20 protein-coding genes and 1 riboswitch are annotated in these 22,853 nt (G+C 63.0%); of the genes, 8 read left to right on the plus strand and 12 right to left on the minus strand.

The features are described 5' to 3' along the window. Positions 1-56 precede the first annotated feature (56 nt). Genes FFI94_RS05765 through FFI94_RS05775 form a run of 3 tightly spaced genes read left to right on the plus strand, consistent with a single transcriptional unit; the run spans position 57 to position 3,155 of the window. Positions 57-1,682: a CdaR family transcriptional regulator gene (locus tag FFI94_RS05765; RefSeq protein ID WP_260683867.1), complete on the plus strand. Its 1,626-nt coding sequence runs from the start codon at positions 57-59 to the stop codon at positions 1,680-1,682. A 40-nt stretch (positions 1,683-1,722) separates the two neighbouring features. Then, positions 1,723-2,040: a nuclear transport factor 2 family protein gene (locus tag FFI94_RS05770; protein WP_138872144.1), complete on the plus strand. Its 318-nt coding sequence runs from the start codon at positions 1,723-1,725 to the stop codon at positions 2,038-2,040. Beyond that, entirely contained in the window at positions 2,040-3,155 is a 1,116-nt protein-coding gene (locus FFI94_RS05775) for a DNA alkylation repair protein (RefSeq protein WP_138872145.1), read from the plus strand. The genes FFI94_RS05770 and FFI94_RS05775 overlap by 1 nt, the downstream gene beginning before the upstream one ends. Here the strand turns inward: FFI94_RS05775 and FFI94_RS05780 are convergent. From FFI94_RS05780 to FFI94_RS05790, 3 genes are read right to left on the minus strand one after another with little or no spacing between them, the layout of a single operon-like run. Further along, the gene (locus FFI94_RS05780) at positions 3,103-3,900 is read right to left on the minus strand and encodes an ABC transporter ATP-binding protein (protein WP_138872146.1); all 798 of its coding nucleotides are present in this window, start codon (positions 3,898-3,900) and stop codon (positions 3,103-3,105) included. The two genes, FFI94_RS05775 and FFI94_RS05780, sit on opposite strands and share 53 nt — an antisense overlap. After that, complete coding sequence (locus FFI94_RS05785; protein WP_138872147.1) at positions 3,897-4,937, minus strand: iron ABC transporter permease; 1,041 nt, start codon at positions 4,935-4,937, stop codon at positions 3,897-3,899. Before FFI94_RS05785 ends, FFI94_RS05780 begins: the two co-directional genes overlap by 4 nt. Continuing rightward, positions 4,934-5,980: an ABC transporter substrate-binding protein gene (locus FFI94_RS05790; protein WP_138872148.1), complete on the minus strand. Its 1,047-nt coding sequence runs from the start codon at positions 5,978-5,980 to the stop codon at positions 4,934-4,936. Before FFI94_RS05790 ends, FFI94_RS05785 begins: the two co-directional genes overlap by 4 nt. A 43-nt stretch (positions 5,981-6,023) precedes the next feature. Further along, positions 6,024-6,156, minus strand: a riboswitch (cobalamin riboswitch). A 235-nt stretch (positions 6,157-6,391) separates the two neighbouring features. Between FFI94_RS05790 and FFI94_RS05795 the strand changes: the two genes are divergently transcribed. Continuing rightward, positions 6,392-7,480, plus strand: a complete 1,089-nt coding sequence (locus FFI94_RS05795) for a 3-deoxy-7-phosphoheptulonate synthase (RefSeq protein WP_138872149.1) — start codon at positions 6,392-6,394, stop codon at positions 7,478-7,480. Positions 7,481-7,531: 51 nt separating this feature from the next. Here FFI94_RS05795 and FFI94_RS05800 read toward each other — a convergent pair whose 3' ends face one another. The 8 genes from FFI94_RS05800 to FFI94_RS05835 all read right to left on the minus strand — a co-directional run bounded on the left by FFI94_RS05800 (position 7,532) and on the right by FFI94_RS05835 (position 17,350). Further along, entirely contained in the window at positions 7,532-8,335 is an 804-nt protein-coding gene (locus tag FFI94_RS05800; protein WP_138872150.1) for a sugar phosphate isomerase/epimerase, read from the minus strand. Then, entirely contained in the window at positions 8,332-10,059 is a 1,728-nt protein-coding gene (locus FFI94_RS05805) for an FAD-dependent oxidoreductase (RefSeq protein ID WP_138872151.1), read from the minus strand. The genes FFI94_RS05800 and FFI94_RS05805 overlap by 4 nt, the downstream gene beginning before the upstream one ends. Then, positions 10,056-11,150 (minus strand): Gfo/Idh/MocA family protein, encoded by a 1,095-nt coding sequence (locus FFI94_RS05810; RefSeq protein WP_138872152.1) that lies wholly within the window; start codon positions 11,148-11,150, stop codon positions 10,056-10,058. The genes FFI94_RS05805 and FFI94_RS05810 overlap by 4 nt, the downstream gene beginning before the upstream one ends. Next, the gene (locus FFI94_RS05815; protein WP_138872153.1) at positions 11,150-11,974 is read right to left on the minus strand and encodes an aldo/keto reductase; all 825 of its coding nucleotides are present in this window, start codon (positions 11,972-11,974) and stop codon (positions 11,150-11,152) included. Before FFI94_RS05815 ends, FFI94_RS05810 begins: the two co-directional genes overlap by 1 nt. Beyond that, positions 11,971-13,923 (minus strand): FAD-dependent oxidoreductase, encoded by a 1,953-nt coding sequence (locus FFI94_RS05820; RefSeq protein WP_185993131.1) that lies wholly within the window; start codon positions 13,921-13,923, stop codon positions 11,971-11,973. Before FFI94_RS05820 ends, FFI94_RS05815 begins: the two co-directional genes overlap by 4 nt. A gap of 44 nt (positions 13,924-13,967) precedes the next feature. Next, positions 13,968-14,849 carry a shikimate dehydrogenase gene (locus FFI94_RS05825; protein WP_138872155.1) on the minus strand — a complete coding sequence of 294 codons (882 nt, stop codon included), beginning with the start codon at positions 14,847-14,849 and terminating at the stop codon, positions 13,968-13,970. A 67-nt stretch (positions 14,850-14,916) separates the two neighbouring features. Continuing rightward, the gene (locus FFI94_RS05830; RefSeq protein ID WP_138872156.1) at positions 14,917-16,293 is read right to left on the minus strand and encodes an MFS transporter; all 1,377 of its coding nucleotides are present in this window, start codon (positions 16,291-16,293) and stop codon (positions 14,917-14,919) included. Positions 16,294-16,447: 154 nt separating this feature from the next. After that, positions 16,448-17,350, minus strand: a complete 903-nt coding sequence (locus tag FFI94_RS05835) for a LysR family transcriptional regulator (RefSeq protein WP_138872157.1) — start codon at positions 17,348-17,350, stop codon at positions 16,448-16,450. Between the two features lie 150 nt (positions 17,351-17,500). Between FFI94_RS05835 and FFI94_RS05840 the strand changes: the two genes are divergently transcribed. The 4 genes from FFI94_RS05840 to FFI94_RS05855 all read left to right on the plus strand — a co-directional run bounded on the left by FFI94_RS05840 (position 17,501) and on the right by FFI94_RS05855 (position 21,603). Continuing rightward, positions 17,501-18,193 carry an SDR family NAD(P)-dependent oxidoreductase gene (locus tag FFI94_RS05840; RefSeq protein WP_138872158.1) on the plus strand — a complete coding sequence of 231 codons (693 nt, stop codon included), beginning with the start codon at positions 17,501-17,503 and terminating at the stop codon, positions 18,191-18,193. A 43-nt stretch (positions 18,194-18,236) separates the two neighbouring features. Then, the gene (locus tag FFI94_RS05845; protein ID WP_138872159.1) at positions 18,237-19,088 is read left to right on the plus strand and encodes a hypothetical protein; all 852 of its coding nucleotides are present in this window, start codon (positions 18,237-18,239) and stop codon (positions 19,086-19,088) included. A 153-nt stretch (positions 19,089-19,241) separates the two neighbouring features. Beyond that, the gene (locus tag FFI94_RS05850) at positions 19,242-20,600 is read left to right on the plus strand and encodes an HNH endonuclease signature motif containing protein (protein ID WP_138872160.1); all 1,359 of its coding nucleotides are present in this window, start codon (positions 19,242-19,244) and stop codon (positions 20,598-20,600) included. A 193-nt stretch (positions 20,601-20,793) separates the two neighbouring features. Continuing rightward, a complete protein-coding gene (locus tag FFI94_RS05855) occupies positions 20,794-21,603 on the plus strand; it encodes a crotonase/enoyl-CoA hydratase family protein (protein ID WP_138872161.1) in 810 nt (269 codons plus the stop codon). 14 nt (positions 21,604-21,617) lie between these two features. Here FFI94_RS05855 and FFI94_RS05860 read toward each other — a convergent pair whose 3' ends face one another. Then, positions 21,618-22,829 (minus strand): acetyl-CoA C-acetyltransferase, encoded by a 1,212-nt coding sequence (locus FFI94_RS05860; RefSeq protein ID WP_138872162.1) that lies wholly within the window; start codon positions 22,827-22,829, stop codon positions 21,618-21,620. Positions 22,830-22,853 lie beyond the last annotated feature (24 nt).

A 22,853-nucleotide genomic window follows, 5' to 3' on the forward strand; every position in this document is an offset into this window, starting at 1 on the left:
AAAATGCACTATTCTCGAAACTGAGGCGGGGGAACGGTCAGGAAAGTGGGTGGTATGTGTCTATCCGTGGGGTCAGTCTCGACACAGTCCTTCGAGCGCTGGGTAGACCCTTCGTCGAGATCGTCTTCATGCCCCTAGGCGACGACGTCTTTGTCGATACCGTGGTGTTCGCGGAGGTCGGGGATCTCGCGCGCCCAAAAACTCAAGACGTCGAATCTTCCGAACTCTGGCTCACTGTCGGTGTTGGCGAAGCCGATCTGGCGGCCTGGCTGAACCGCCTCGATCAGAGCGGCTCAGCGCCTACGGCCGTCATGTCGAAGGAGGCGCGGGACGAGTCTGTGCAGGCAGCCGCACAGCGCGCCGGGGTCGCATTGATAGCGGTCCATCCGGAAGCTCGCTGGGATCGTTTGTTGACCACGATCCAGGGTGTGCTCGAGCATTCGGCGTCACGGCAAGATGCGGATGCCATCGTATTCGGTAGTGACACAGACTTGTTCGAGCTCGCGCAGAACGTCGCAGCACTTACGCGGGCTATGGTCAGTATCGAGGACGAGCGATCTCACGTCTTGGCTTACTCGGCATCGGGGGATGCTGCGGACGAGCTGCGCAAACGATCCATTCTCGGACGCGAAGGACCGCGTGAGTACCTCCGAAAGCTGCAGGAGTGGGGCGTTTTCGAAAGCCTGCGGCGAAGCGACGACGTGGTCGAAGTACCTGCCCACGAAGACCTCGCGATCAGGCGACGGTTGGTGGTTCCGATACGCAGGATCTCGGAGGACGTCAAAGGGGAGAGCGGATTCAGTTCCGACCTGCTCGGGACGATCTGGGTGCAGGAAGGCCCGCTTCCCATCGCCGCCGATGCCGACCGCGTGCTCCGCGGTGCGGCTGCTATTGCCGCTCGGCTGATTTCGCGAATTCGAGACGCACCGAGTAACGAGGCGATACAGATTCAGAGGTTGCTCGGAGTTCGCGGCGGGGGTGTCGACATTCCTTCCCTCGCGGCCGCACTGTCCATCCCGATGTCCGGACCGGCGATGGTGATCGGCGTGGCGAGTGTCGGAGGTGGTGGGTTGCCGCCTGCGGGTGAGCTCGTGTCGTCGTTGCGTCTGCACGCTAGTGCCTTTCACCGTGAATCGCTGGTGAGTGCCGTCGGTGGAAGGGTCTACGTGCTGTTTCCGCGAACCCAATCCGTGAAATCCACAGTTTCGTGGACCCGCGAAGTTATCGCGCGTTTGGACAAGGTGTCGCCCTCGGGTTTACGGGCCGCGGTGTCGTCTCCGGTTTCGACGCTCGCTGAGGTAGCTAAGGCTCGCGCCGAAGTGGATCGGGTATTGGACGGAACGTCGGGGGACGTTCGTGTGACGACCCTCGCGGACTCGCGCACCCCGGTGTTGCTGGGGGAAATCATGAACGCGATTGCGGCCGACGAGCAACTGCACGATCCGAGAATTGACGCCCTGGATGTCTACGACAGACGCAACGGGTCGAACATGCGGGAAAGCGTCAGCGTCTACCTTGCGCTCTCGGGAGACGTCCGACGCGCATCCGAGCAGCTTCGCATTCACCCGAACACGCTCCGGTACCGGATCAAGCGGGTCGAGGAGATCACGGATACCGATCTGTCCGAGCCGTCGGCGAGGCTGTTGATGGAGATTCAGTTGGCGGCGTCCGCTCCGCGGTGAGGTCGTCGAACCTGTCGGACCCCAGCAGTACTCTTCGCGAATGATCGACTCAGCGAAGGTGCCAGGCGCAGCGCGCGCGTACTTCGACGGCGGCGACGTCCGCGACGTGTTCACCGACGACGCGGTGGTGCGTGACGACGGCCGGACGTATATCGGCATCGAAGAAATCGTGGCGTGGAAATCCGCGGTGTCGACGGCGTTCACTTTCACTCAGAATATCGAGTCGGTACACACCCCTGCCTCGGCCGTTGTCCTATCGGTAAAGGTCGAGGGTGATTTTCCCGGGAGCCCCGTCCGGTTACACCACCACTTCACTCTTGCCGGTGATCGGATTTCCGCTCTTACGGTGTGCCCCTGATGCCCACAGCAGACGAACTTCTCGGGGTAGCCGTCGTGGCCGATCTGGCAGGCTGCCTCGAGCGCGCGACTGGTGATACGCGCCTTGCCCTCGTTCGAGGTAGTTCATCCGAATTCGACGGAATGAGTCTTGGCGAGCGCACACGCGTCGTCCGGGACGCGATGATTGCCGAACTGCCAGAGGACTTTCCAGTCTTCGCCAAGATCATCCGCCGTGCGCTTACCGAGGAGACCTTCACGGGGTGGATGATCTGGCCGGTCACCGAAGCTGTTGCCGCGTCGGCTACGCGTAGCGGGCGGCTCGCAGATTTCGACGACGGTATGGCCCTGCTCGCAGAGTTGACGTCACGGTTGACCGGAGAATTCGCGATCCGGACGTTCCTCGACGCGAATCCCGCGCGAGCGTTGGCGATCGCCCTCGGATGGACAGATCACGAGGATGAGCACGTTCGACGCCTCGCCAGTGAGGGCACCCGACTGCGTCTGCCCTGGGGTAGGCGGGTGAAAGCGTTGACGGAGAACCCGGAGTCCACCGTCTCGATTCTTGACGCGCTGTACCGCGACGAGTCGGAATACGTGCGGAGATCGGTTGCGAACCATCTCAATGACCTCAGCCGCGCGGACGCTGCGGTGGCGGTATCAATCGCGAAGCGTTGGCTCGGCGATCCCGATGAAGCGACGTCCAAAGTGGTTCGCCACGCACTCCGCAGCCTGGTGAAAGCCGGCGACGTCGACGCGTTGGCCCTGCTGGGCTTTGCGGCGCCCACGGATATCGCGATCTCGGACTTTGTGATCGATCGCGAGGCTGTTGATCTCGGCGGGGACATCGGATTCGGTTTTGCCGTGAGCAACAACGGCAGCGAGTCCGTGACCGTGGCAATCGACTACATAGTCCATCACGTCAAGGCCAACGGACTCACCAGTCCGAAGGTATTCAAGCTGACCACGCGCTCACTGCCGCCAGGGGCCAGCGCACAGATCGCCAAGCGGCATTCCTTCAAGCCGATCAGTACGAGGCGGTACTACGCGGGCACACATTCCGTCGAGGTGCAGATCAACGGTGTTACACAGGGCCTGAGATCTTTTCAGCTCGGAGTCGCTGCGGACGATAGCTGACCGTGGGATAGCCGTCTTCAGGATCGATCGTGACTTTTGCCCGGACGCGGTAGACCTGTTCGACCAGTTCCTCGGTGAGCACTTCGACCGGTGTACCTGTCGCAACCACCCGCCCACGTTCGAGCACAACAAGACGGTTGCAGAACATCGCCGCCACGTTGAGGTCGTGCAGCGCAATGTAACTGGTCACCGGCAGCGTCGACACCAGCGACAGGATGTCGAGTTGGTGTGAGATGTCGAGGTGGTTGGTCGGCTCGTCGAGCAGCAGCACGTCCGGTTGCTGAGCCAGTGCGCGAGCGATCTGCGCGCGTTGGCGTTCACCGCCGGACAGCGTGTGCCACAAGCGTCGTCGCATCGACGTCATGCCGGTGTCGGCGAGTGCCTGATCTATCGCGTCGTCGTCGGCTTCCTCCCCGGAACCGAACAGCGTGCGGTGCGGAATGCGGCCGAGTCGGACGACGTCGAGCACACTGATGTCGACTTCGGTGTGGGCGTGCTGATCGACCACTGCGATCTTGCGGGCGACCGAGCGTCGGGGAACGCTGCTGATGCCGGTGCCGCTCAGCGTGACTTCACCGGAATCAGGAGAGGTGACTCCAGCCAGGATGCTGATGAGGGACGACTTTCCGGACCCGTTGGGCCCGAGGATCCCGATAGTGTCACCCGGTTGTGCAGCGATGCTTACGTGGTCGAGGATCAGGTTCTTTCCGCGATGCCAGACTATGTTGTGCGCTGCGAGGCTCATACGCTTCTCCTCATTCGGAACAGGATGACCGCAAACGCGGGAACGCCGATCAGGGCGGTCACCACACCGACCGGAATTTCCTGGGGCGCAAACGCGGTGCGTGCGATGGCATCAACCCACACCATGAAGATCGCTCCGATCAGTGCCGTGGCGGGGAGCAATCGGCTGTGCCGCGAACCGACCAGAAAACGGGCCGCATGCGGAAGTACCAGGCCCACAAAACCTATCGCACCGGCAGCGCTGACGAGTGCGGCAGTGATCAACGCGGTGATGGTGAGGAGGAGTAGTCGAACGCGCTGGACGGGGATCCCGAGTGTTGCGGCGGCGTTGTTGCCGAAAGTGAAGGCGTCCAACGCCGGAGCCTGGGCGAGACAGACAACGATTCCACCGGCAACCACCACGCCGCACACTGCGACGTCCGTCCAGCCGGCGCCTGCCAACGAACCGAGCAGCCAGAACAGGACGCCACGAGTCTGCTCGGCGTCGGCAGAGGAAATGACGATGAACGACGTGAGTGCCGAGAACAGTTGTGTACCGGCAACACCCGCCAGGACCACCCGCGACGTGCCGCCGCCGGCTCCCGCTGCAAGCAGCATCACCAGGCCGAACGATACGACTGCCCCGGCAAATGCACCGGCGGACAGCGAGATGACGCCGCCGCCGATGCCGAGCACTGCGACCATCACCGCGCCGGTTGACGCCCCGGACGAGATTCCGAGAACAAAAGGATCGGCCAGTGGATTACGGAGCAGCGACTGCATGATGACGCCGCACAATGCGAGCCCCGCACCGCACACTGCGGCCAACAGTGTTCGGGGAAGCCGTAATTCCCAGACAATGCCGTCCTTGATCCGGCTGACGCCGGACGACCCGACACCCCAATGTTCGAGCACCACGGCGTACACGTCGCGAACCGACAGATTGGCCGGGCCGATCGTGATTGCCAGCGCGATCGAGAACCCGAGAACCACGAGGCCGGTCAGGAACAGAAATCCCAGAGTTGATCGGGATTCGAGACGCGCAGTGCGCGTGCTCAATTGGCCAAGCCCCAGTCGCGCAGTGCGGTGGCGGTCTTCTCGACGCCGTCGATCGTGCGGATCGACGGGTTGAGATCAGCGCCGTTGACGACGATGTACTTCTTGTCCTGGACAGCCTGCAGACGCGAGGTGACCGGGTTGGATTCGAGGAAAGCGATCTTGCTGGCCAGTGCGTCGCCGTCGATGCTGCGTCGACTCAGGTCCGCGAGAACCAGGGCTGTGGGGTTGAGGTCGAGGATGGTTTCCCAGCTGACCTGGGGCCATTCGTCCGTCGTATCGGCAAAGACATTGGTCGCGCCAACGGATTCCGTGATAATTCCGGACGAGCCACAGCAACCCGCCATGTACGGCGTCATGGTGTCGGCAAACCAGAACGCGAGTGAGACTCCGGACGCGTCGACGGCGTCGGACGCTGCAGCGAATCGATCCTGGAGTTCGGCGACAAATTGCTCGCCTCTCTCGCGTACGTCGAAAATCGCTGCCAGATCCCGGACCTCTTGGTACACCGTCTCGATCGTCAACGGTTCGGTTCGTGCGCCGTCCGCGTTCGATGCCGACGACACCTTGCCGTCGCAACCGTTGTCGGTGGGCGAAAGGTACGTGGGCACGCCGAGCGCGGCGAACTGATCCCGGCTCGCGACGCCGCCCTCGGCGATCGTGGACGCAAATGAGGCCGACACGAAATCGGGTTCCGTGTCGAGGACAACTTCGAACGACGGCTTGTTGTCGGCAAGACGGGGGACTCGATCGTTGTCGGCTGCAAGGTTCTCGCGAACGGGGTCCGTCCACGTCGCGGTGCCGACCATGCGGTCTGCGAGACCGAGGGACAGCAGAATCTCCGTGGAGCCCTGGTTGAGGGAGACCGCACGTGTCGGTGGTGCATCGATAGTGACTTGTCGACCACAGTTGTCGATGGTGAGGGGGTAGTTCGACGATGTCGCGTCACTCGAGGTGACGGAGTCGTCGGAGGTGCCGCAGCCGGCCAGGCCCAAAGCGAGAGCCGACGTGGCAACTACTACTGACGTGAAGCGCGTGAAACGCATGAAGAGGGAACTCCTTGCTCAGGGCTCGATTCGCGGAGCCGAGAATTCGCCGTGCTCGATCAGCGAGTATCCGGACTTCGATCCCTGAAGAAGGTTCGTCACCGTTGCGCGTCAGCCCTGGACTTGCACCAGGTTCCCTCGCCGATCGTGGCCGCACTAACGGCCACGTCAACCATAACGAGACGCTTGTTTCTCCCCGCGAACACCAGGGGTGGAATTGACCTCTCCGGCGCTCGAGGTATCGTGGCCGTCATGCAGCGCGTCTATTTCTGGTTTAGCAGGCCGGCCCCGGGTGGGCCTGCCGGCGTAACCACGCGCTGACAACCTCCACCCAAGAGCCGGATTACAGACCGGCTCGCTGGAGTTCATTTCATCTCTGGGGTCGGCCTGAGAACAGGAAACCGAAACCCCATGACTGTCACCATCGACACCACCGCCACAGCGGACAGCCTCGACGATCAGCGCACTGTGAGTATCAGTCCGCTCGTATCGCCGGCGACTGTGCGCGCCCAGCACGCTCCCGACGAGGTTGCCTCTGCCACTGTGCGCACCGGCCGCGTCGACACCGTCAACATCCTGAACGGCACGGACGATCGTCTCATCGTTGTTGTCGGACCGTGCTCGGTTCACGACCCCGAAGCGGCGATGGACTACGCCCGCCGGTTGGCTGCGAAGGCCGAAGAACTGCGTGACGACCTGCACATCGTCATGCGTGTCTACTTCGAAAAGCCGCGCACCACGCTGGGCTGGAAGGGCCTGCTCAACGATCCGCATCTCGACGGAACCTACGACGTGAACACCGGTCTGGGTATCGGACGCAAGCTGCTGCTCGACGTGTCGAGCCTCGGCCTGCCGGTCGGCTGTGAGTTCCTCGACCCGATCATGCCGCAGTACATCGCGGACCTGGTCAGCTACGGCGCAATCGGCGCTCGGACCGCTGCGAGCCAGGTGCATCGCCAGCTCTGCAGCGCACTGTCCATGCCCGTCGGCATCAAGAACTCCACCGAGGGTGATGTGCAGGTAGCCGTCGACGGTACCCGCGCCGCTGCCGCAAGCCACGTGTTCCCCGGAACCGACCTGGACGGTCAGGCCGCCTTGATCCGCACCGCTGGTAACCCCGACTGCCACGTCATTCTTCGCGGCGGCAGCGACGGACCGAACTACGACGCGGAGACTGTCGCGGATACCCTTGCCCGCCTGCGTAAGTCGAACCTGCCCGAGCGCGTGGTCATCGACGCGAGCCACGGCAACAGCAGCAAGGATCACGAGCGTCAGGTGATCGTGCTCGACGACATCGCAGCTCGTCTCGCCGCAGGTGAGCAGGGAATCGCCGGCGTCATGCTGGAAAGCTTCATCGAGGCCGGCCGTCAGGACCTGACCTTGGGCAAGGCGGACGAGCTCACCTACGGTCAGTCGATCACCGACGCGTGCATCGACTGGGCCACCACGGCAGCGCAGTTGGATCGTTTGGCGCAGGCTGTTGCGGCTCGGCGCGGCTAGCACTGTGCGCCTTTGTTAACCGCGGGCGGTTAACAAAGGCGCACAGCAGGTTTACGCCAGAACTTCTCGCGTGGCCGTGACCAGGCGTTCCAGCCAGGCATCCGTGCCGACAGCGCGGCGCAGCGGTTCGTTGGGCAATTCGATGCTGACCGGCAGACCGGCAGGCAAAGTCGACCAGATTTCGGCCAGGGCGATGCCTCCGGTGCCAGGCACCAAACGTTCCTCGCGGGCGTGACGGATCAGCTCTGCGTCGTCTGTGGGCGCGGGCGTCGAACCGTCGCACATCTGGGCGTAGTGCAACCATTCGCGTGGGATCGACTCGAGATCTTCCAGTGTTGTCGCCGAGCGGTCGGTGTGCAACGCGTCGACGAGAACGCTCCGAGCCGGACCGTCTGCGGCTGAGACGATCTCGATGGCCGCACGCGCATCGGGCACAGCGGTCCAGGGCATGAACTCGAGTGAGGCGACGATGCCGTAGTTCGCGCACAGTTCCGCGAGGCGGGCATAGGAGTCCGTGAGCCGAGCGCGGTCGCGGTCGTCGCCGCCGACCAGAACGGCCTTGGCGCCGAGCTGTGCTCCCGCCTCGAGGAGCGGAACGTAGTCGGCGGGATCGAAGTCGGCTGCAAGACGGATGATTTCGAGATCGAATACCTCGACCGGTGAATCATCCAGTCGACGCACCAGTTCGTCCAACCCCTGCTTGTCCTCGTGCAGGGGGTAAGCCGTCGTACCCGGTGCCGCGGGCATCAACCGGATACCGATCGTGTCGAAGCCGTGCTTTTCGGCCAAGTCGACGTGCTGCATCGGTGCGGTATCGAGCACCGTGAGGGCTGCCAGCCCGAGTGAGAGTGTCATACGTGCGCTCCAACTGTCTGGGCGCCGGACAGTTCCCGGCCGGCGAGGTAACCGAACGTCATGGCCGGGCCGAGGTTGATGCCGCCGGACGGGTAGTGTCCACCCATCACGCTGGCCTGATCGACGCCCACAGCGAGCAGTCCCTCGATGGGGCGGTCGTTGTCGTCGAGCACATGCGACGACGAGTCGGTGACAAGCCCGGCGAAGGTGCCGAAGCTACCCGGTACAACCTTCACCGCGTAGTACGGGCCCTTCTGCAACGGTGCGAGCGACGGGTTCGGCCAGGGATTGGCGGTATCACCGGATCCCCGGTTGAACGGTGTTGTGCCGCGCTCGAACTCGGGGTCTTCGCCACTGCGGGCTCCGGTGTTGAAGGCCGAGACGGTCTTCTCCAACTGCGCCGGATCAACACCGATCTTCTCGGCCAGTTCCCGAACCGTGCGCCCACGTGTGAGGTATCCCGAGCGTAGGTACGGCTGGATCGGGATCGGCAGTGGCTTGGCCATGCCGAGTGGGAGATAGCGCACGTACTGCTGATCGGCGATCAACCACGAGCACACCTCTTCGCCCTCGGGAACCTGCTCGACCATCGCGAGCGTGTAGTCGTGGTAGCCGAGTGCTTCGTTGACAAACCGCTTGCCGTTGGCGAGAATTCCGATGACACCGGGCTTTCCGCGATCCAGAATGTGCGGGAATACACCTTCCTTGCCGTTGCGGTAACGAACGATGGAGACGGGGCAGTACGCGACGGGGGAGGCGAGCGTTCGGTCGAGTCGTCCACCCACGGATTCGCCGAGGGTGATGCCGTCGCCGGTGGTTGACTTCGGGGTGAGCGACCAGTGCTCGTTGCCGGTGGGGGTGCGCGGGAACAGTTCACGTCGGCGGTCGATGTCCTGTGCAAAGCCGCCCGTTGCAAGAACGACACCACGATTGGCAGTCACCGAGTACGCGCCGTCCGGACCTTCGAGGCGAACGCCGACAACGCGGCCGTCGTCATCGGTCTGCAACGCGGTCGCGGACGTGTTCACTCGAAACTCGACGCCCAGATCGAGCGCTGAACGCAGCATCATGCCGACCAGGGCAGTACCGTTGACGAGTTGCTGACCACGGCGCTTGGTGGCGAGGTCGAACATGTGCTTGGTGACACGTACACCGCAGTGCACAAAGGCTTTCGGGGATCGGGTCGAGTGCAGGAACGCCTGCAGATCGGGTCCGGCCATGATGCCCATGCCGAGGAATGACGTCTCGTACAACTGTCGACGCAGTAGCGCCGCAACATCTGGTCCGAGCTTTCGCAAGCTCACCGGTTTCGGCCCGACGGACCGGTGACCGGTGCCGGCACCCGGTGTGTCGCCGTGAATGTCGGCGATCTTGGCTCCGGGAACGAACTTCAGCGCGGTCTTGCGTTCGAAGAACTCGACCATCTCCGGTGCGCCGTCGAGGAGTGCATCCACCTTCGCGGCGTCGAAGTTGTCGCCGAGTCGGTTCTCCAGATAGGTACGGGGAGCGGATCGATCTTCGACAACCCCGTCGGCAATGGCAAACATGTTGCGCGGAGTCCACATCCACCCACCCGACCATGCCGTTGCGCCGCCGCAGGTGTCGGCCTTCTCGACCACGAGTACGGAAGCGCCGCCATGTGCTGCGGCAATTGCTGTGGAAAGCCCGCCTGCGCCGGAGCCCACGACAACCACGTCGTAGGTGAGGGGGGTACTGCTGCTCATTTCTGCTCCTTGGCAGTTGTTGCGAGGGTCGGCGTCGACGACAGTTCGACAACCTTCCCGGTTCGTGACGATTCGTAGATTGCGGCGATGATGGCAAGCGACGCGCGGGCGTCGCGTCCGGTGACGGCGGGTTCGCGCCCGGTCAGGACGGCGTCGGCGAAGTCCTGCACCTGCAATGTATGGAAGTCGGTAAGTGCCGCATTGACCGCGCCCACATCAAGATTCGCGTCGACGTCCGCGGAGTACGGCGACTGGAATTCCACTTCGCCTGGTACGGTCCAGATTTCGTTGACACCCTCGTGTCCTTCGGGAAACTCGAGAACGCTGGCGATGGCACCGGTGCGCCCGATCACCGTGACGCGGTTACCCAGGTTGTGATTGGCGCCCGTTGTCGCAGTGACGGTTGCGGTACCACCTGAGGCAAAGGAAATCACAGCCGACGCGCTGTCCTCGGTCTGGATGTGCTCACCGTGAGTATGGGTGCGGATGAAGCCGCTGACCGAGACGGCCTCGCCCATGAACCAGGCCAGCATGTCGATCTGGTGCACGGCCTGCGTCATGAGCACACCGCCGCCGTCGGTGTCCCAGCGTCCGCGCCAGGCGTCGGCCGAGTAGTAACTCGATGGGCGGTGCAGGATGACTGACGCCTCACCGAGCGTGGGAAGCCCGATCCGGCCGTCGTCGATGGCGTCGCGGATACGACGCGCTGCCGGCCAGAAGCGACGTTGGAAGAGGACGCCGAAGGTGATACCGGCTCGGTCGGCGGCTTCGATCTTGCGGTCGGCTGCAGCAACATCCACTGCGATGGGCTTCTCGCACAACACATGCACACCCGCTTCGGCAGCGGCCACGACTACCTCTTCGTGTACCGGGTGCGGCGTGCAGACAGTGCAGGCGTCGAGGCCGAGAGCAAGTAGTTCGTCAACGGAACTTACGGCTGTGGGAATGCCGTGGATTGCCGCGAAATCCTGGGCGCGTCCGAGATCGGGGTCGCAGCAGCCGATTACCTCGACGCCGGGTACTTGTTGCAGGGCTCGGGCATGGTTGCCGGCGATCTTGCCGCAGCCGACGATTCCGACTTTCAACGTCATCAGAAATGTTCCTCTGCTTCGACGTCCCGAGCCGCGGACTCGCCGCGATCGAGACTGTTCAGTGCGGCGACGTCTTCGGCAGTGAGTGTCATGTCGAGAGCCGCCAGATTCTCGGCCTGGCGCGTCGGGTTCGCTGATCTCGCGACCGGGACCACGCCCTGCGCGACATGCCAGGCGAGGACAACCTGCGCCGGGGTGCAACCCATTCGACCGGCGATGTCGCCGACAACGGCGTTGTCGAGCACGTCCCCCCGGCCGAGCGGGCTCCACGACTGGGTGAAGATGCCGAGCTCGTCGTTCGCGCGGCGCACCGGGATTCGCGCGAGCGACGGGTCCATCTGAATCTGGTTGACGGCCGGTGCCTCACCGGTTTCAGTGACGAGTCGGCGCAAATGGTGCTCCAGGAAGTTCGACACACCGACGTACCGAACCAGTCCGGCGTCGCGGCAGGCCAGCATCGCCTCGAACGACGCGACATAACGATCGATTCGCGGGAGCGGCCAGTGGATCAGGAACAGATCCAGCTGGTCGAGTCCCAGTAGTTCCAGACTCTGCTCGAGGGCGCCCCGAATGTCGCCGGAAACCTGGTCGTTGCCACGAAGTTTGGTGGTGACAAACAGTTCTTCTCGCGGCACACCTGATTCCGCCAGCGCCACACCGACAGCGTCCTCGTTGCCGTAGATCGCGGCGGTGTCGATGAGCCGGTATCCGGTCTCGATGCCGGAGAGAACGGACTTCGTGGCGTCGGCGCCGACCAGGGGCCAGGTTCCGAGTCCGACGGGCGGCAGCACGGTTGCGATCGGTACTGCTGTCTGTGTGGTCATGCGTGAACCTCCTGACGGGCCGCAGCGGCGGCGGTGATCGTGACGGCGACATCGGCTGCGGTCACCAGTGCGGCGTGAATGGATCCGCCGTCTCCGCTCGCATCGCCGACGGTATGGACACCGAGTCGCGGTGCCAGTGAACGTAGTTCGGCCAGAAGTTCCGAGCGCGGCTCGACGCCCTGCGAGATCAGCAGTTCGCCAGGGGCGTCGACCTCGCTCAGCACACCGCCAGCCGAGATCGTGACACTGTCGGCGGCGACCGCGGTGACGATCGAACTCAGGTAGGTCGTGAGGTTCTCGCTGGCGGCAAGGCGTGGCAGCAGCACGATTTTGCCGCGTCGTCCGACGTCGTGGGCGATGGTTTCCTGGGGGCCGATCATCACGACCTGAGTGCCCTTCTGGAGGAGATCGTCGGCGACGGCTGCAGCTTCGCGGTCGGCGCCGAAGATCGTGATGGCAGCTGGCGCCGGATCTCCGGAAACGAGGAATTCACGAACGTCACGGACGGTTCGCGTCTGCGCGCCTGGCAGCTCCGTTGCGGGGCCGTGCCCACCGGCCGCAAGAACGATTGCGTCGACGTCGCTGCCTGAGAGCAGCGCTGCGTCAGCTCTGGTCGAGGTGTGGCACTGCACTCCGAGTTCGGCCAGTTCGGCGAGATACCACTCCACGATTCGCCCGTATTCGGGATACTCGTGCAACTTTGACGCCAAGGCGAAGTCGCCACCGAGACTGGGGCGTTCGTCGTACAGGTCGACGCGATGGCCGGCGAGTGCGAGATCGCGGGCAGCGGCCATTCCCGAGGGTCCGGCGCCGATGACGGCAACCCGCACGGCGGCATCAGCAGGCGTCGTGGGCTGGTCCAATTCACGTCCGACCCACGGGTTCACCGAGCAGGGGATCGGGCCGGCGGCCAGACTGTCGATGCAGTAGTTGCACGCGATGCACGGACGGTAACGGCCGCCGTCGATGGCGCGATTCGGGAAGTCCGGATCAGCGTGGAGAGTGCGAGCCATGCTGACGAAGTTCGCCTGCCCGGATTCGATGATCTGCGCGGCGATTTCGGGTGACGTGATGCGGCCGGCTACGCCCACCGGGATGTCGAAGTCGCGTTGATACTGCTCGGAGTACGGCGCGAGGAGGCCACGCGACCATTCGCCGGGCTGGATGATCCACTGTCCCGCTTCGTAGTTGCCCGCCGAGACGTCGAGGAAATCGAGTCGGTCCGTGTCGATGGCGTCGATGCGGGCACGGGTCGTCTCGGCATCGAGTCCGCCGTCGACACCCTCGAAGGCTGAGAATCGAAGTCCGAGAGTAATTCCCGGAGCATGCTCGTGTACCGCAGCGATGACTTTGTTGACAAAGAGCGTTGGATCCGCCCACTCGTCGTCACGATGGTTGTACGCTGGGGAGAGGAACTGGTGGATCAGATACCCGTGCCCGCCGTGTAGTGAGATGACATCGACGCCGGCCTGCTGGCACCGTGCAGCAGCCTCACCGAAGCACTCGATGATGTGCTCGATGTCGTCGCCGTCGAGTTGTTCGGGCATTTCGCCGCCGACAACCAAACACGGAATCGGTGTCGGGGCAACGGGAACAAAGCCGCTGACCGAACCTTGAGCGGTGCGGCCACCATGGTTGAGTTCGACTCCGACGAGCGCACCGTGCGCGTGGATGGCGTCGGCCATCTTCTTGATGCCGGGGATCCGCTCGTCGACGTCGACGCCCATCTGCCGGATGCGGCCCTTGCCGTCGGCGCGCACATAACTTGCCTCGGTGAAGATCAGTGCTGCACCACCTTCGGCGCGCCTGGCGAGGTACGCGATGTACTCGTCGGTCATCGTGCCGTCGACTTCGCAGTAATTGCGTTCCATCGGAGCAGATACGAATCGGTTCCGAAGGCGGACCTTACCCATGTCGAGTGGTTCGGCAAACGGCTGGGTTGCGTTCATGAGTGCTCCTGGAGCATTTCGCGAGAGTGTGTATTCGACTGTGCTCATGCGCTTGCCATTTCGGAAAGCATCTCGCTCAGGTGGTTTCGCATCCGATCCGTATCCGCTTCGACTCCGGTCAGGAGTGTGAAGGTGTCGGAGGCTTGCGCCACCAGCATCTGACCACCGTCGAGCACCTGGCATCCGAGAGCGAGTGCAGCGTCGAGCAATTCGGTGCGCATCGGCCGGTAGACGATGTCGGCAACCCACAAGGCGGAGTGGAGCGCAGCGGGATCGAAGGGGGTTCCCGGGTGGCCGACCATACCGATCGGAGAGGCATTGACGACGCCGTCGCTTGTCGCCAGGTTGTCCGCGATCTCACCGATTGCCAAAGCCGTTGTGCGCGTGGCGGGGAATGCCGAGGCGACGCGTGCACACACATCGGCCGCGCGTTCGGCGTCGACGTCGGCGATGCGGAGATCCGCCGTACCAGCTGCTGCCAGTGCGTAAGCCACTGCCGAACCCGCTCCACCGGCTCCGGCGAGGACAGCTCGATCCAAGGTGGCGTCAGGTAAACCGCGTTGCAGTGCGGTGAGGAATCCACTGTGATCGGTGTTGTGGCCGATCAGGCGGCCGTTCTCGACCACAACCGTATTGACGGCACCGAGCAGTCGGGCATTGTCCGACAGCTCGTCGAGGGCGTCCACGACAACCTGCTTGCATGGGTGTGTGATGTTCAGCCCGGTGAAGCCGCCGGTGACGGCTGCGCGTACCAATTCGCCGGTCTTCTCGACCGAGACGTTTCTTGCCTCGAGGTCGATCAGTTCGTAGCTGTAGGAGGCGAGACCGAGTGCTGCTGCTTCGTGAGAGTGCAGCGCGGGCGAGAGCGAGGTGGTGATTCCCGCGCCGACAAGGCCGATCCGGTGCGTGGTGGATTCGGTAGGCATGACATTTCTCCTGCATAAGTGGGGACGGCCCCTCGCGGCGCGAAGTCAGCGCGAGGGGCCGGTCCGGTCAAGCGTTGTTGCTGGTGAGCTCTGGGTCTTGCTTCGTGAGCGTGACTGATTTCGGTTCGCCGAGTTCTGCGGTCGGCGTCCGATAGGTTTCCGGACCGCACATCGCGGCGATGGCGGAGACGACCGCAAAGCCGAGGCACATCCACGCGACCGGTGTCCAATTGCTCTTGTCGCCTGCGGAAATCGCCTGGGCGATTGCCGGTGTGAAGCCGGCGACGAGAAGTCCGAGCATGAGGCTCACGGCCATCCCGGTGTAGCGAACCTTGGCGGGGAACTGCTCCGGGAAGTACGCCGGGTAGGTGCCATTGGGCATCGCGTAGAAGATGCCGATCATGACGATTCCCGAAGCGAAAACCATGGGAACGCTTTGGGTTCCGATCGAGTGGAAGAAAACGAAGACCATCAGGCCGGCGCCGATTGCGCCGATGACGAAGATGGGCTTGCGGCCGTAGCGATCGGACAGAATGCCGAACAGCGGCTGGGTAAGTACCGCAACGAAGTTGGCCGTGGCAATTGCCCAGAGCATCGTCGAGCGTTCGAAGCCGGATTCGACGGCGTAGGCCAGGGCGAAGACGTTGACGATGGTGTTGATCATCGCGAAGGTCGAACTCATGCTGATGCGAATCACGGTGCGCCAGTGCGAGCGGAACATCTCGACGACGGGAATTCCGGCCGTGTTGTCCTGTTCCTTGAGCTCTTCGAATACCTCAGGCTCGTCGAGTGCGCGTCGCAGCCAGAGTGCAACGACGGTCACGATGATGCTGAGCCAGAAGGGAACTCGCCAGCCCCAGGAGTAAAGGTCTTCGTCGGGCAGGCTTGCTACTGGGATGAATACCAGGCTCGAGATGACGATGCCGAACATGATGCCGCTCATGGTGAACGATGTGAAGAACGAACGGCGGTGATCCGGTGAGTGTTCGAGTGTCAGTGCCGAGGAGCCGGGTGATTCTCCACCCGCAGACAGGCCTTGGAGGAGGCGAAGTAAGACGAGGATGATCGGCGCTGCAATGCCGATCTGCTCGTACGTCGGCAGGCAGCCGACGACAACGGTCGCGACTCCCATGAGCAGAAGGCACGCGAGGAGTGCGTTCTTGCGACCGTAGCGGTCACCGAGGTGTCCCCACAGCACTGCGCCGAGCGGGCGAGCGACGTAGGCCACGCCCAGAGTGCTGATGGAGAGCAGCGTCGCTGTGGAGCCACCGCCCGGGAAGAAGATCTTGGGAAACACCAGTGCGGCGGCGGAGCCGTAGATGAAGAAGTCGTAGTACTCGAGTGTGCTGCCGAGAAAACCCGACACTGCGGCTCGCCGAGCGTTGGAGTTCGGCTTTTCGTCGGTCCCGGTGGTGGAAGCTGCGGGGGTAGGCGGAGGCGCCATGGGTAGTCCTTTCGTCCCGATTGGCCGACGGTGGTGGCACGTTTTGTGATGCGCCACGCATCGGTGACGTCCCTCACCTTTCGGCGGCGCAGACGACGATGCCATGAAGGACTATGGCGCGTCCAACACTAAATGAGTCTCAGATAATGACGAATTACGTCTCAATCTCGGGGGTGGGGAGGATTTCCTCCGAAGTAGCGAGTGCAACAGCGAGGGCGTCGGTCATGCGGCGGGGTGACCAGGCGATTCCGTGGTTCATGTAGGTCGGCTCGCCGGTGAGCGGAACGAAGACACTGCCGGGAGGGGTGATGCCGGCCATTCCCGATGGCATCAAGGCGACGCCGACACCCGCGGCGACGAGCATCAGGATCATGTAGGGGTCGGTGATTTCCTGAACCACGCGCGGGCGGAAGTTGGCATTCATGCAGGCCCGCATCGCAGTCTCCTGCAGGGCGGAGCCGGCAGCCATGGGTGTGGTGACAAATCCGTCGTCGGCCAATTCGCGCAGGTCGATCTCGGTCTCGGCAGCCAGTCGGTGATCGATCGGCAGTACGACGCCAAAGGCTTCACGACGGATCAGGCGAGTGGACAACGGCGCCGCGGCCACCGGCAGGCCGACAAACGCCAGATCCAGTGCGCCGCTCTCGAGTTGTGTCACTGCGTCGCGGGTCATGATGCGGCCGAGGAGCGTCAATTCGACCTCGGGGTATCGCTGGCGCAAGGCTCGCGTCAATGGTGGTAACGCCTGGTGGTTGAGCACGCCCGTGAAACCGATTGCCACCCGGCCGTACACGCCGCCGGTTGATGCGCGGGTGGCTTGACGGGCGGTTTCCATGTTTTCGAGAACCCGATAGGCGTGTGGCAGGAAAGCATGCCCACCGGAGGTGAGCGCAACGGTGCGGGTGCTGCGCTCGAACAGTTGCACGCCGATGTTCTTTTCGAGTTTGCGAATCATCTGGCTCAGAGGCGACTGAGCCATTTGCAGCCGTGACGCGGCCCGGCCGAAATGTAACTCCTCCGCGACCGCGACAAACGCGTGCAACCAGCGAATTTCCATCGATGTGTCCTTCGTTGATGTCGACTGTTGATTTTGACGACTCTGCCCGACGCCATATATTCAAAAATCGTACACAGTGTGACGCAGATTATATCTATTCGCAGCTTAAATTGAGTGCTGAGCGCACATGATCTCCGGGAGATGAGACTGATGCAGAGCTATCCAGAGGGTGCCGTTGCGCTGATTACCGGCGGCGCCAGCGGAATTGGTGCCGCATGTTCGAAACTGCTGTCCGACAATGGTGTTCGAACCATTACGGCTGACATTGCAGAGGGAGCCGACGAACGCCTCGACGTGACAGATGCTGCCGCAGTCGACGATTTGCGTGCGCGCATCGGCAAGGTCGACATCTTGATCAACAGTGCCGGCATCGTGGGGCCGTCGGCGCCGCTGGTGGATGTCTCGCTCGCCGACTGGCAGCGGACGTTCCGGATCAACGTGGACGGAACCTTCCTCATGTGCCGTGCCTTTGTGCCCGGCATGGTCGCGTCAGGTTGGGGGCGCGTTGTGAATCTGGCGAGCATCGCCGCAAAAGACGGTAACCCCAACCAGAGCGCGTACTCCGCGTCGAAAGCAGCCGTCATTGCACTGACGAAATCGCTGGGCAAGGAGATTGCGACCACCGGCGTGCTGGTCAACGCCGTGGCGCCGGCTGCCGTCGAAAGTCCGATGAATGCGGGCACAGATCCCGCGATTCTCGCTCGCTCGCAGAGTTTGACGCCGATGTCGCGGATGGGTAGATCGGACGAAATTGCCGAACTGATCGGCTGGTTGTCCTCGACTGCCGTGAGTTACTCGACCGGCGCGGTGTACGACGCCAGCGGAGGCCGCGCAACGTACTAGTGTCCAGGTGAGTTGACCGGGTACCAGCACGAGGGGGACGTCGATGGCAGGTGAACGTCTGTGGCCTGTTGCAGATCGCGCGACGCGTGTGTTCTGGCGCGTGGTCGGCCGCAAAATTGACCTGTCCGAAGACGCGTGGCTACAAGCGCCGACAGCGGTGCGCGGTCCGGTGGAAGACAGTTGGATCCCCACCGAAGCATTGCGTATCGGTGGCACCGTTGTTGCGAAAGCATCAGTCGAGGGTCTAGTGCCCTGCATGGATACATTGGCGGGGCCGGATTTTGATCCGTCACGATTGACGCCGTCCGTCCGCGACTTCTACGAGCAAACCTCGACATGGCGAATGCAGGCGTGGACACAATGGTCGCCGGGATTTGCGCCATGGGGATCGCTGGTCGAGCGGTTTTACGGTCGGCGCGTGCAGCAACTTGCGCTGCCCGTAAATCCGATGTCGGTTGCGTATGGCGTCGACAGTTCGATTACGCGCGTATTGGATGCAGACGGCGTGCACGCGGGTTCGGCCTGGCTGCGAACACTGCGAAAGTCAGGTGACTACCTCTTCAGTGGGTACTACCGAATCACGTTGCTGCCAAACACTGCTCAACCCTGCGTCCACGTCTCGTTCCCCCTCGAATCCGGGAATGTTCAGGTGTTCCTGCGTCCCGAAGTCTGCGACGACGGTTCCCTGTTACTGACCTCGGGCCACGGAGCCTTCGGAGACGTCGGAGCGTATGTCACCGTGGTGGAGAATAGAAAAGTCTACGCAGCGAGAGTTCCGATCCACGAGCGGTTCCACGTGTTCGAGGACTCGGAAGGGGTGCTGCGCACCGATCACGAATTGCGTCTGTGGCGAGCGCGGGCCATGGCCTTGCATTATCGGATGGATCCTCGTTAGTCGGGGTCGAGCAGTACGAATAACACGCCGACGAGCCGCTTCTAATGTGATCAATGCTGATGGCTGCAAACACTATTCGGCCGAATGTGCCCGATATGTCTCTTGATTCGAATGGATGTTCGAGTATAATTAGGTCAGGGTGGGGAGGCCTTGATGACGACGGTGAGCGATTCAATTGCGGTGGGGGATGTTGTAGCCGGTTCGGCTGTGGGTGTGCGCGCCACGTTGTGGCAGTTACGTCCGTCCGAGGTTCGGGACGTTGCTGTAAGTGCATCTGCGGAAATTCTTCGGTTGGAAGCGATTCGGGTGGCCGCGGTCGACGAGTTGGCACTCAATCCCGACGAGCAAGTGCTCTGCTACCGGGGTGTGGGTCGGTGGTTGGCGGCCAATACGATGTTGCAGAACTCGGCCGGCAACAAGATCGCCGCCCTCGGTGCTGCACTGCGGGTGTTCCCGGATATTGCTGCGCAGTTCGAGGCGGGTGATCTGTCGCTCGATCATGCGGCATTGATCGCCGCGTTCTGTGAATCTCCACCAAAGGGGATGCCGGACATCGCATTAGCGCCAAGTATGAAAACTCTTCTCGCCGCGGCATCCGGGGTGGAGGCTACGACTGTCAAGGTGCGATACGCGATTGCGGTTTTGGAGCGGATTTTCGAATCCGATGAGCCGCCGCCCGGTGAGGATAACGACCTGAATGCGCTACGTATCGCGCCGACGCTGAATGGTCGGGTCGTGATCAAGGGTGATTTCGATGCGTTGACCGGCGAAATGCTCCTGTCTGCGCTGTCGGGGTTGTCGATGCCGAAACCGGCGGCGGATGGGACTCCGGATCAGCGGTCGGCAGCCAAACGCACCGCCGATGCGTTCACGGAGTTGATTCGCCGCTATCTGGATAATGCTGTCACCGGTGTTGACGGTGGTCAGCGTCCGCATGTGAATGTGCACATCACCGCGAAAGACCTTGCCGAGCATCGCGAATGCGCGACCATGCGCAGCGATACCGCAGCAAACGACGAAGAAGAATTCGGCGACAGCGAGCCGGGAGTCGAAGATCTCGACGTCGGCTACATGCCCTGGATGGGGCCGCTCAGTGTGAGCAAAACCCGGATGCTCGCGTGCGACTGCATGCTCTCCACCGTCCTGATGGACGGCAAGGGTGCACCCCTGGATGCGACTCCACTCAAACGTCTCGTCACGGCCGAACAACGTATCGCGTTGATTGCCCGGGACAAGGGCTGCGCCTTCCCGAACTGTGACGCCGTACCGGCGTGGTGCGACGCGCACCATATAAAACCGTGGTCGACAGGCGGTTTGACGGTGATGGACAACCTCACCTTGCTCTGCCGCAGCCACCACACGTTGATGCACAGCACCAGCGGGTTCCGCGGCATCTGGGAGATCAAGATGGGCGACGATCACAAACCCTGGTTCATCCCACCGGCCGCGATCGACCCGAAACAACGGCGTCGTCGCTCCACCACCCGACAAGGCCCGGTGCACCGAGACTGAAACCGGCTGCGCCGGAACTACATACCGCGTACAGCTTCGCATCACCAGCCAGCCGATGCGAAGCCCACACGCATGCGAAGGTTCAAAGGTCAGCTCTCGGGGCTACGTGCTGATCACGCGAACGGCTGACGATTCATTTCCCGCGTGGCAGTGTGGACACAGGGACCCTGTCCGCGGATAGTGAGGAAGCACAGTGACTGACTCGGATCGCCCACACAGCGATGTTTACGTAGAGCGCGAGGGTGGCGTCACCACCATCGTCATGAACCGTCCGGACAGAAAGAATGCCGTCGACGGACCGATGGCCGCGCAGTTGCGTGACGCATTTCTGGAGTTCGAGGCTGATGATGCTGCGCAAGTCGCAATACTCTGGGGTACTGGTGGAACATTCTGCGCGGGAGCAGATCTGACGGCGGTGAATGATCCGTCGCGCTTGCATGAGTTGGACCCGGAAGGCGGCGGTACGGGGCCGATGGGCCCGAGTCGGCTGGCGCTGTCGAAGCCGCTGATCGCCGCTGTGAGCGGATATGCCGTCGCCGGCGGCCTAGAATTGTCGTTGCTGGCAGATCTGCGGGTCTGTGAGGAGGATGCCGTTTTCGGTGTCTTCTGTAGACGCTGGGGTGTTCCCTTGATCGACGGCGGAACGGTGCGGTTGCCGCGCATCGTGGGGCAGGGGCGCGCACTCGACATGATTCTGACGGGACGACCCGTCGACGCTCAGGAAGCGCTCTCGTTCGGTCTGGTGAATCGTGTTGTTCCGGTGGGTGAATCCTTGGCTGCAGCGAAGGAATTGGCGCAGCAGCTCACAACGTTTCCGCAGTTGTGCATGCTGGCGGATCGGGTATCGGCATACCGGTCCTTCGACCTTCCGCTCGCGGAAGCGCTGCGAGCGGAAGGCGCCGCGGGTAGTCCGATTGTCGCGGCGGAAGGTGCGCGTGGAGCCGCGGCATTCGCGGCGGGTGCCGGAAGGCATGGACGGTTCGAGAACGACCCTCAGCAGTAAGTGCGGTGCAATTCTCAGGTGAGGCGTTCGAACACGGCAGCCAGGCCTTGGCCGCCGCCGATGCACATGGTTTCGAGGCCGTAGCGGGCTTCCCGTCGATCCATTTCGCGCAGCAGAGTCGCGAGGATCCGCCCGCCGGTTGCGCCGACGGGGTGGCCGAGTGAGATTCCGGAACCGTTGGGGTTGATTCGGGAGTCGTCGGCTTCGAGGTTCCACGTGCGCAGAACTGCAAGTGCCTGTGCGGCAAAGGCTTCGTTGAGTTCGATGACGTCCATGTCTGCCAAGGTGAGGCCGAGACGCCCAAGCGCCTTCTCCGACGCCGGAACCGGGCCGATGCCCATGGTGCGGGGCGGGACGCCGGCAACACTCCAACTGGCAAGGCGGGCAAGGGGACGCAGTCCGAGCGCCTTGGCCTTCTCTGCCGTGGTGACAATGGCGAGCGCAGCGCCGTCGTTCTGGCCGCTGGCGTTGCCGGCGGTGACGGTAGCATCGGGGTCGAGCTTGCCGCGCATGGGACGAAGGCGCGCAAGGGATTCCATCGAGGTATCAGCGCGCGGGTGCTCGTCGGTATCGACGAGGAGCGCGTCACCTTTACGCTGGGGAACGGATACCGGAACGATTTCCTGCGCGAAGACGCCGTTCTTCTGTGCCGCGACTGCGCGCTGGTGGGATTGCACTGCCAGTGCGTCTTGATCTTCGCGGCTGATGGAGAACTCAGCTCGCAGGTTCTCGGCGGTTTCGATCATGCCGCCGGGAACCGGGAAGTCGCGGCCGCCGGCAGTGACGCGGGCGCGGGCGAGGCGGTCGCTGAGTGCGACGGCCTCTCCCTTGACGCCCCAACGCATTCCGGTGGCGTAGAACTCGGCCTGACTCATGGATTCGGCGCCGCCGGCGAGAACCAGATCGCTGCCACCGGACTGAACCTGCATGACGGCCTGGATTATCGCCTGCAAACCGGAACCGCAGCGGCGGTCCACCTGCATGCCGGGTACGTCGATGCCGAGTCCGGCGTTGAGCGCGGCGATGCGTCCGATGGCCGGAGCCTCACCGTTCGGGGATGCCTGACCCAGGATCACGTCGTCGACATCGGAACCGGAAATGCCGGTGCGCGAGACGAGTTCGGTGATCAGGGTCGAAGCGAGGTCCTCCGGTGCGATGTCGCGGAAGACACCGCCGAAGCGGCCTACCGGTGTGCGGAGCGGTTCACAGATGACAACGTCAGGCATGAGTTCTTCCTTGGTGTGTGCTCG

It is taken from the genome of Rhodococcus sp. KBS0724 (assembly GCF_005938745.2).
Lineage (GTDB): Bacteria > Actinomycetota > Actinomycetes > Mycobacteriales > Mycobacteriaceae > Rhodococcus_F.